Source organism: Lutibacter sp., assembly GCF_021647475.1.
Classification (GTDB): domain Bacteria; phylum Bacteroidota; class Bacteroidia; order Flavobacteriales; family Flavobacteriaceae; genus Lutibacter.
Map to the genome: position 1 here is coordinate 1 of NZ_JAKIUR010000079.1, position 8924 is coordinate 8924.

The window sequence follows — 8924 nt, forward strand, 5'->3', positions numbered from 1 at the left end:
AGTTAAAAACTTCTATTGTGTGGATAATTTTGAAATTCAAAATAGCAATACTCTATAGAATAAAGTTCAATTCAATTTTAAATGTGGCTTAAATCAATCCGAAATAGTGCTTTTTGAGGATTGACTAGATAAAAAGAAAAGGCAAGCATTTAAAAAAGCTTATAGAAAAAAACCTAAAGTTTAACGATCAATATAAACTAATTCTTTAAATTTTTCTGCACTTTTTATGGCACTTTTCAAAGATTCTTCATATTTACTACCTTCTACAACTTTTAACAAGGCATCAATTGGAAATACGTTAGATTTTTGTATCCAATATGAAATAGCACTTAATGCAGCTCCCTTTTTTCCTCCTTCTTTTAAAAATTCTTTAGTTTCATAGTCAGATTCAGTATTAATTTTAGCATCGACAATAACCTTAGAATTAGATGAAATACGATTTTTTACTTTATTCCATCCATCTTCAGTTACGGCTAAAGCCACACTAGGTTTTTCTAAACCAGTAAACTGAATTGGTTTTTTAGATAATATTACTTCAGCAGCTGAAAAACCTGTTCCAACGGTGATTGGATATTCACCTTTCATAGTGGCGTATAATCCAGATAAAATTCCGGCTTGTGCCAACATTTTTGCAGCAGATTGAATTCCGCCACCAGCGGAACCTGCAATAACAACACCAATGGTTTCAGAAATAGTGGAATTGAATTGAGTATCTAAAACCTTAACTTTGCTAAACAAACTAGCTGTATTTCTTCTTAAACTAACTCCAACTGGTCTTTTATTCGTAAATTTTTCTTCTTCAACTACATAATTTTTAAATTCCAAAATTTTCTTCATTCCGTGTGAAGTACACAAACTTGACAATTCTACTAAAGAAAAACCTGGAATTTCAATGGCTTCTTTTAAAGTAGCTTCAAAATTTGAAATATTATTTACCCGAACACTAAAAGCTGCTCCAGCACTATAAGCTAAATTTACAATATCATAGGGTTCAGCATTATCATCACTATGTTTAAATTGTTTAAAATTACTAGTTGATAAACCACTCATTTGTCCGCCAGTCATTCCGTACAATAAATTATTCAACACAATTAAAGTCATATCCACATTTCTTCTTGAAGCTTCTAAAATGTGTTGTAGTCCAATAGTTGCACCTCCATCACCTTGCACAACCACCACTTTTTTATTTGGATTATCTAAGCCAAGCGTTACCCCAAGACCTAATGCTGGAGAACGACCATGCAAGCCATGAATGGTATGCGTTGCAAATAAAGGATCTACCAAACCAGCACATCCAATATCGCTAACCATAACTACATCTTTAGCACCATATCCTAGGTTTTCCAAGGCTTTAGAAGTACTTCTTACACAAACGCCATGACCGCATCCTGGACAGAAAGGCATTTTAACATTGGTTAATATTTTTTTAGTTGTTTCCATAATTTCTTCTAATTAAAAAGGGTTGCTTCAATTTCAGATGGCGTTAGCATACTGCCAAATTTAGTTGCCGTTTTAACATTTGGATTGTTCCGTTTACCAAAAATCATTTCTTTATATAAACCAGACATATTTTCTTCTGCAAAAAGTACTTTTTTATACGAATCTATAATTTCATAAATTTTAGAAGAAATTGGTAAGATTGTTTTTACTATTAATAAAGAAACTTTTTTGCCTTTATTTCTAATTGATTGAACAGCATCTCTTGATGCATCAGCAGTTACACCCCAGGTAATAATTAATTTAGTAGCACCTTGTTCGGCATCTAATTCATAAAAAGAAAACTCATCAACTCGTTTTTCTAACTTTTCACGAAGTCTCCAAGTATTTGCTAAACTTTCTGGAGTTCCTTTTTTAATTAATCCATCATTATCATGAGTTGATGCATTAAAACGAGCTTGAAATTCTTCATTTCCTAAAGGATAAAATGTAGGAACCCTATCATCACCTGCTTTATAAGGTTGGTAAGGTGGCTCAAATGCTTTTGGTGTCCTATCAATTTTTTCTAAAGGTTCTAACAAATTAATATCAAAACCTTTTTGAGTCATCACTAGTTCTTTAGAAGTTAAAATAATTACTGGTGTTCTAAACTCAACTGCAGTTTTAACAGCTTTATTTGCCAATGTCCAAGCATCATTAAAATTGGATGGAGAAAATATTGGTAATGGAAAACCACCAGAAATAATTCCATCTAAAAATTTTAAATCACCTTGAGCTCCTGTGGTTGCAGAGCCTGTACTTGGACCCAACCGTTGTACAATAACCAACACCATTGGCAATTCCATCATATAAGCCATATTTAGTGTTTCAGTCATTAAGGCTAATCCTGGAAAAGAAGTTGCGGTAACCGGAATTTTACCGGCAGCCGAATAACCACACATCCATTGTAAAACAGAAATTTCATCTGGTCCAGCTAAAAATTCAGGAAAACGCTCTTTGGAATAAGCATAAAATAAATTGGAAGGTGTTATGGGATAGCCTATAAACACATCAGCACCTGATTGAACTAATGCTTCTGTCATAATTCTAGAAGCATCAGTCAAAACCTTTTTTGAGGTAATTGTTTTCAAAAGGAATGTACTTTAAAATTAAAGTGTAAAGGTAATTTATTAACTAGGTTTTAAACCTAATATATATCATTATTTTATGAATTAAATGTTACATAAACAGTAAAAGTTAATTATTTTTTTAATGTTTGTAACTAAATAATCCTTAAATTTGCAGCATCTCAAAAGGGGTGCTTTATAGGCTGAGATTAAACCCATTGAACCTGAACAGATAATGCTGTTAAGGGATACTCAAATAAATTTGAGTAAAATTCAAGTTAAACATCGATTAATTACCTCTTTTTAAATCGTTTTATTTTATATTAAATGAAACTATTTTTAAAAACAAATTGTAAAAAAGTGAAGTTATTAGTAGCTTTTTTTATCCTTGCATTTACCATTAATACAAACGCTCAAAATTCTTTTACGCTATCTGGAAAAGTTGTGGATGGGAATCAACCTTTGTCTGGAGCAAGTATTTTAATTAAAGGAACTTCTAACGGAACAACTTCAGATTTACAAGGAAATTTCAAATTTCAATTAAAAAAAGGAAGTTATATTTTGGTAGTAAGTGCCATCAGTAATCCTAAAGAAGTTGCTATTAATTTATCTAAAGACCAATCTATTACCATAAACATGGCAGATAGTTTTGTAAATTTAGACGAAGTGTTGGTTGATGCAGTTCGCGTTAAAGAAAATTCTCCGATAACACACAGTAACATCACCAAAAAAGAGTTAGCAAAACGAAATTTAGGACAGGATATTCCTATGCTATTAAATTATTTACCTTCTGTAGTAACTACCTCCGATGCTGGTGCAGGCGTTGGTTACACTGGAATTAGAGTTCGTGGTAGTGATGCCACCAGAGTTAATGTAACTATTAATGGAATTCCGTATAACGATGCTGAAAGTCAAGGAACGTATTGGGTAGATTTGCCTGATTTTGCTTCTTCAACTCAAAGTATGCAATTACAGCGTGGCGTGGGAACTTCAACTAATGGTTCAGGAGCTTTTGGGGCAAGTTTAAATATTTTAACCGATGCTATTTCTGAAAATCCGTATGGTGAAATTAGCAGTTCAATAGGCTCTTATAATACCCATAAAAATACGGTAAAATTTAGTACAGGAAAAATAAATAATCATATTGAATTTGCTGGACGATTTTCTAAAATAGATTCTGATGGTTATATTGACCGGGCATTTTCTCATTTAAAATCATACTTTTTACAAGTTGCTTATGTTGATGATAATACCTTAATTAAAGCATTATCTTTTGGAGGAAAAGAAAAAACTTACCAAGCTTGGTACGGAGTTACTAAAGAGGAAATGGCTTCTTTTGGAAGAACTTACAATCCGTATTCTTATGATAATGAAACTGATAACTACCAACAAGACCATTATCAATTGCTTTGGAATCAAAAATTATCACAAAATTGGAACTCTAATGTAGCATTAAATTACAGCAAAGGAAAAGGTTATTACGAGCAATATAAAACAAATCAAGATTTTGCTGATTACAACTTAACACCTATAACTATTGGTGGTGAAACTATTGATAAAACCGATTTAATTAGAAGAAGATGGCTTGATAATGATTTTTATGTGTTAAATGCAAATGCCACTTACAAAAACAATACTTTAGAATTTATTTTTGGAACATCCGTAAGTTACTATAATGGAGCTCATTTTGGTGAAATTATTTGGGCTCAATATGCAAGTAATTCACAAATTCGTGGTCATTATTATGATAGTAATACCAAAAAGAACGATGCCAATGTTTTTGGAAAACTAACTTATAATTTATCTGATAAATGGACTTTATTTACCGATTTACAAGGAAGGTTTGTCGGTTTTAAAACTGATGGAACTACTTCAAATAGAAACCCTATAAATATTGATAAAAAGTACTCATTTTTCAACCCAAAAGCAGGATTAACTTTTAAAACCAACAATAGTAATAGCATCTATTTTTCTGTTGCAAAAGCCACCAAAGAGCCAAATAGGAATGATTTTAAATACGGGGTGAATACTGCCGAAAAACTAACTGATTTTGAACTTGGGTGGCGTTATAAATCTGAAAATGTGGCTGTAAATACCAATGTATATTATATGCGATATAAAAATCAATTGGTTTTAACAGGTGCTATTGATGATACCGGTGATTTTATAAGAGCAACAAGTGGTAAAAGTTACCGATTAGGATTAGAAATTGATGGGAATATTAAAATAAACAAACATTTTAACTGGCAACCCAATATTGCAATAAGCAGTAATAAAAATATAGATTTTGTAACTTCTTGGAATGGAAATTTAGAAAATTTAGGAACTACAAATATTTCATTTTCTCCAAATATAGTCGCGGGAAATTCATTTACTTATACACCAAATACCAAGATGTATATTTCTCTACTTTCAAAATATGTTGGAGAACAGTATATGGGAAATATTGATAATAACAACTCCAAATTAGCGAGTTATTTTGTAAACGATTTTAATTTAACCTACGAAATAAAACCTAAGAAAATAGTAAAGTCCATCATATTTACAGCTTTAGTAAATAATATTTTTAATGTTAAATATATTTCAAATGGATATTATTATACCTATGATGATACTTGGTCTGTACCAGGTGAAACCACTACTTTAGACGGAGCAGGATATTATCCACAAGCCACACGTAACTTTTTAATTGGAGCTACATTAAAATTTTAAATTAGAAAAGGCTGTTAAAAAAATTATCGTTCTGAATTTATTTCAGAATCTTTTCATATTGAAAATCAATCAAAATAAGAACCTGAAACAGGTTCAGGTTGATAAATAGAAAGTCATTTCGAGCGGAGTCGAGAACTAAAAATAATTTTAAATTATATTTCGATTCCGCTCAATAGGACATCCTTTTTTTATACTTCTATACCTTTCATCATTTTATTCCAATATAAATAAGGCAATAAATATTTTTTTAAAATCCATAAACGCCAATGTTCTTTCGAAGAATCACTAATCATCAACGGAAATTCTTTTAATTTAGGGTCTGGTTTAAACTCTTTTGAATAATCAAATTCTGCCAATACCATTTTTCCATAACCTGTAATTAATGGACAGGAGGAATATCCATCATACGTTTTATTTGCCAACTTACTTTCAGAAAATAAATGTAAAACATTTTCAACAACTACAGGAACCTGTTTTCTTATTGCCGCTCCTGTTTTGGCAGTTGGTAATTCACAAACATCTCCTAATCCAAAAATATTGGAATATTTTTTGTGTTGCATTGTTCCCGCATCAACAGATAACCATCCTGATTCTGTAGCTAAAGGTGAATTCTTAATAAAATCTGGAGCTTGTTGTGGTGGTGCTAAGTGCATCATATCAAAATGAATACCTATTAAACCATCTTTTTCAACAGCCTTAACATCTTTATAATTATGTTGAATTTCTTGATCAACTACATCTTCTGGTTTTGCTTTTATTACCACACAATCATTTCCATCATCCGATTCTTTTAATATTTCGTACCATGCAATTTGTTTTTTTGCATCTACTTTAACTAATTTATGATAAAACCGAACATTAATATCCTTTCTATCTATTACTTCCATCAACATTTTCGCTACTTTTTTTACTGCAAAAATAACATTACCCGGCATTGCAAAAACAATATTTGTTTTATCTCTAACTCCAATTTTAGTAAAGTGTTCATCGGCTAAATACATGATTTTTTGAGGAGCTCCACCACACTTTATAGGTGTAGATGGTTGTGTAAATAAGGCTGTACCTCCTTTAAAGAATTTAAGTACTTCCCAAGTGTGATTAGGGTTTGTATAATTGCTGCAAACTACGCCTTTATCCATCGCTTCTGGTAATCCTTCTACTAAGTCTGGTGCTATTTTTAACCCAGGAGCAACTACTAAATAATCGTAAGTAAATTCATTTCCTTCTTTAGAAATAATTTTATTGTTTTCTGGATTAAATTTATCTGCAAATTCTTTAATATGTTCAACTCCCTCAGGAATTAGTGAGGCCATAGATTTTGCTGTTTTTTCAAACTCATACGTATTCGCTCCAACTAAAGTCCATGCAGGTTGATAGTAATGCTTTTTTGCAGGATCCAATAATCCTATTTTGAGTGAAGCGTTTTTTCGTTTTAACATGGATGCAACCATTATTCCGGCCGTACCACCTCCAATGACTAAAACTTGAAAATGTTTTGACATTATTTTTGATTTTTTTAGTTAATAATTTAGAAAATTTTGAAGGCAAAAATTACAATAAAAAAACCTTCTTAAAGTGATTTAAATCACTTTAAGAAGGTTTAACTAATTTGATATTATTCTGCTATCATCCTTCCTGTAGCACAGCTCACAAAAGATTTTGCTTTATGAATAATTGTATTGTCATCTCCAACTTCTGGGTAACCCATTGCAGATAATTTTTCTTTGACTGACTTTAAGGCTTCTTCTTCTGTTGAAACAAAAGAAACTTTTGAAGTAGCTACATCAATAGATACATTCTCAATCCCTTCTATTGAAAGTAGCCCTTTTATAATGGTATTAGCACAACCATTGCATTTTAAATTTAACACTTTAATTGTTCTCATTGTTTATTTTTTATAAATAAAATATAATACGAAAGTACAAAAAATATAATACGAAACAAAATAAAACATGTTTATTAGATAAAATTACATTTATTGAATGATAGTCTAAAAAAGTAAATACTTAAGATGCTGTATTCTTTGGGCTCTAGTATTATAATCAACAAATTAGAACTAAAACTATTTTAACAAACCTAAAAACCCCATTTCCAACCCTCTTAATTCTGCTAACCCTCTTAAGCGCCCTATGGCAGAATAACCTGGGTTAGAATGTTTGTTAATATCGTCTAGCATTTTATGACCATGGTCTGGTCTCATAGGTATTGCATTTTTTCTTTTTTGTTGTTCGGCTACAATCACTTTCATCACTTCATACATATCTACATCTCCATCGAAATGATTTGCTTCATAGAAACTCCCATCCTCATCTCGTTGTGTACTTCTTAAAAGAAGAAAATGAATATTACTTCCCAAGCTCTCAATCATACCAACCAAATCATTTTCAGGTCTAGCACCGTAGGAGCCAGTACAAAAACACAATCCATTGCTTGAACTTTTAACAGCATCTACTATTGATTTAGCATCACTCTCGGTACTTACTACTCTTGGCAATCCTAAAATTGGATATGGAGGATCATCTGGATGAATAGCCAATAAAACATGGTAATTTTCTGCAACAGGAACAATTTCCTTTAAGAATTCGAATAAATTTTCTCTCAGTTGGTTTGAATTAATAGTCTGATAAGTGTTTAAAATTTCACGAAACTCTCTGATTGAATCTACACCTTCAGTCATTCCGCCTGGTAATCCTGCTATGATATAATTAGTTAACTCTTCTATATCAAGTTTACTAAGTTTAGAAAAATAGTTGCTAGCTTTCATTTTTTCTATTTCTGAAAATTCATTTTCAGCACTTTCTCTTTTTAAAATAAACAACTCAAAAGCAATAAAAGCTATTTTATCAAAACGTAAGGCATATGATCCGTCATCAAGTTTGTAGTCTAAATCTGTTCTAACCCAATCTACAACTGGCATAAAATTATATGTAATATTTTTGATATTACAAGTTGCTAAATTTTTAATACTAATTTTGTAATTTTCAATAAATTGCTGATATTTTCCTGTACGTCTTTTTATATCTTCATGAACAGGTATACTTTCCACAACAGACCAGGTTAAACCTCTTTCTTCAATTATTTTTTTTCGCACAATAATATCTTCAACTGGCCATATTTCACCATTTGGAATTTCATGCAAAGCGGTTACAACTCCTGTTGCTCCAGCCATTTTTATATATTCTAACGAAACAGTATCATTAGGTCCATACCACCTGAATGTTTGTTCTAATTTCTTCATAATTACAATTTAAACTCCTGAAAACGCACTAAACCCACCATCCACTGGCACTACAATACCCGTAATAAAACTAGAGGAATCACAACACAACCAAAAAAGAGTACTAAGCAATTCCTCAGGCTCTCCAAAACGTTTCATGGGAGTATTATTAACTATGGTTTTTCCCCTTGCAGTTAATGAATTATCTTTATTTAATAATAAACGTCTGTTTTGTTCTCCTATAAAAAACCCAGGTGAAATTGCATTAACTCTGATTTTTTCAGAATGTTTTTGCGCCATTTCTACAGCCAACCATTTAGTAAAAATATCAACAGATGCCTTGGATGTAGAATAGCCCACAACCCTTGTTAATGCTTGTTGAGCAGCCATTGAAGAAATATTAATTATACTTCCTTCTTGTTGCAAAGCCATTTGTTTTCCAAATACTAATG

Annotated in this window: 7 protein-coding genes and 1 riboswitch; of the genes, 1 reads left to right on the top strand and 6 read right to left on the bottom strand. The window is 31.3% G+C overall.

Annotated elements, in window-relative coordinates:
• Window positions 1-180 precede the first annotated feature (180 nt).
• Together L3J60_RS12740 and L3J60_RS12745 are read right to left on the bottom strand one after the other, a co-directional pair.
• Window positions 181-1440, bottom strand: coding sequence for a thiamine pyrophosphate-dependent enzyme (locus L3J60_RS12740; RefSeq protein ID WP_291975942.1), 1260 nt, complete (start codon window positions 1438-1440; stop codon window positions 181-183).
• 8 nt (window positions 1441-1448) lie between these two features.
• On the bottom strand, window positions 1449-2567 hold the full coding sequence (locus tag L3J60_RS12745; RefSeq protein WP_291975943.1) for a hypothetical protein: 1119 nt from the start codon (window positions 2565-2567) through the stop codon (window positions 1449-1451).
• A gap of 153 nt (window positions 2568-2720) precedes the next feature.
• A riboswitch (TPP riboswitch) is annotated at window positions 2721-2809 on the top strand.
• 94 nt (window positions 2810-2903) lie between these two features.
• On the opposite strand from L3J60_RS12745, the gene L3J60_RS12750 reads away from it, so the two are divergent.
• Complete coding sequence (locus tag L3J60_RS12750; RefSeq protein WP_291975944.1) at window positions 2904-5255, top strand: TonB-dependent receptor; 2352 nt, start codon at window positions 2904-2906, stop codon at window positions 5253-5255.
• 188 nt (window positions 5256-5443) lie between these two features.
• Here the strand turns inward: L3J60_RS12750 and L3J60_RS12755 are convergent, their stop codons facing one another.
• From L3J60_RS12755 to L3J60_RS12770, 4 genes are all read right to left on the bottom strand, one after another.
• A complete protein-coding gene (locus L3J60_RS12755) occupies window positions 5444-6757 on the bottom strand; it encodes an FAD/NAD(P)-binding oxidoreductase (protein WP_291975945.1) in 1314 nt (437 codons plus the stop codon).
• A 113-nt stretch (window positions 6758-6870) separates the two neighbouring features.
• A complete protein-coding gene (locus L3J60_RS12760; protein WP_291975946.1) occupies window positions 6871-7140 on the bottom strand; it encodes a heavy metal-associated domain-containing protein in 270 nt (89 codons plus the stop codon).
• Window positions 7141-7317: 177 nt separating this feature from the next.
• On the bottom strand, window positions 7318-8493 hold the full coding sequence (uxuA, locus tag L3J60_RS12765; RefSeq protein WP_291975948.1) for a mannonate dehydratase: 1176 nt from the start codon (window positions 8491-8493) through the stop codon (window positions 7318-7320).
• Between the two features lie 9 nt (window positions 8494-8502).
• On the bottom strand, window positions 8503-8924 hold a 422-nt coding region (locus L3J60_RS12770), incomplete at its 5' end, for an SDR family oxidoreductase (RefSeq protein WP_291975949.1).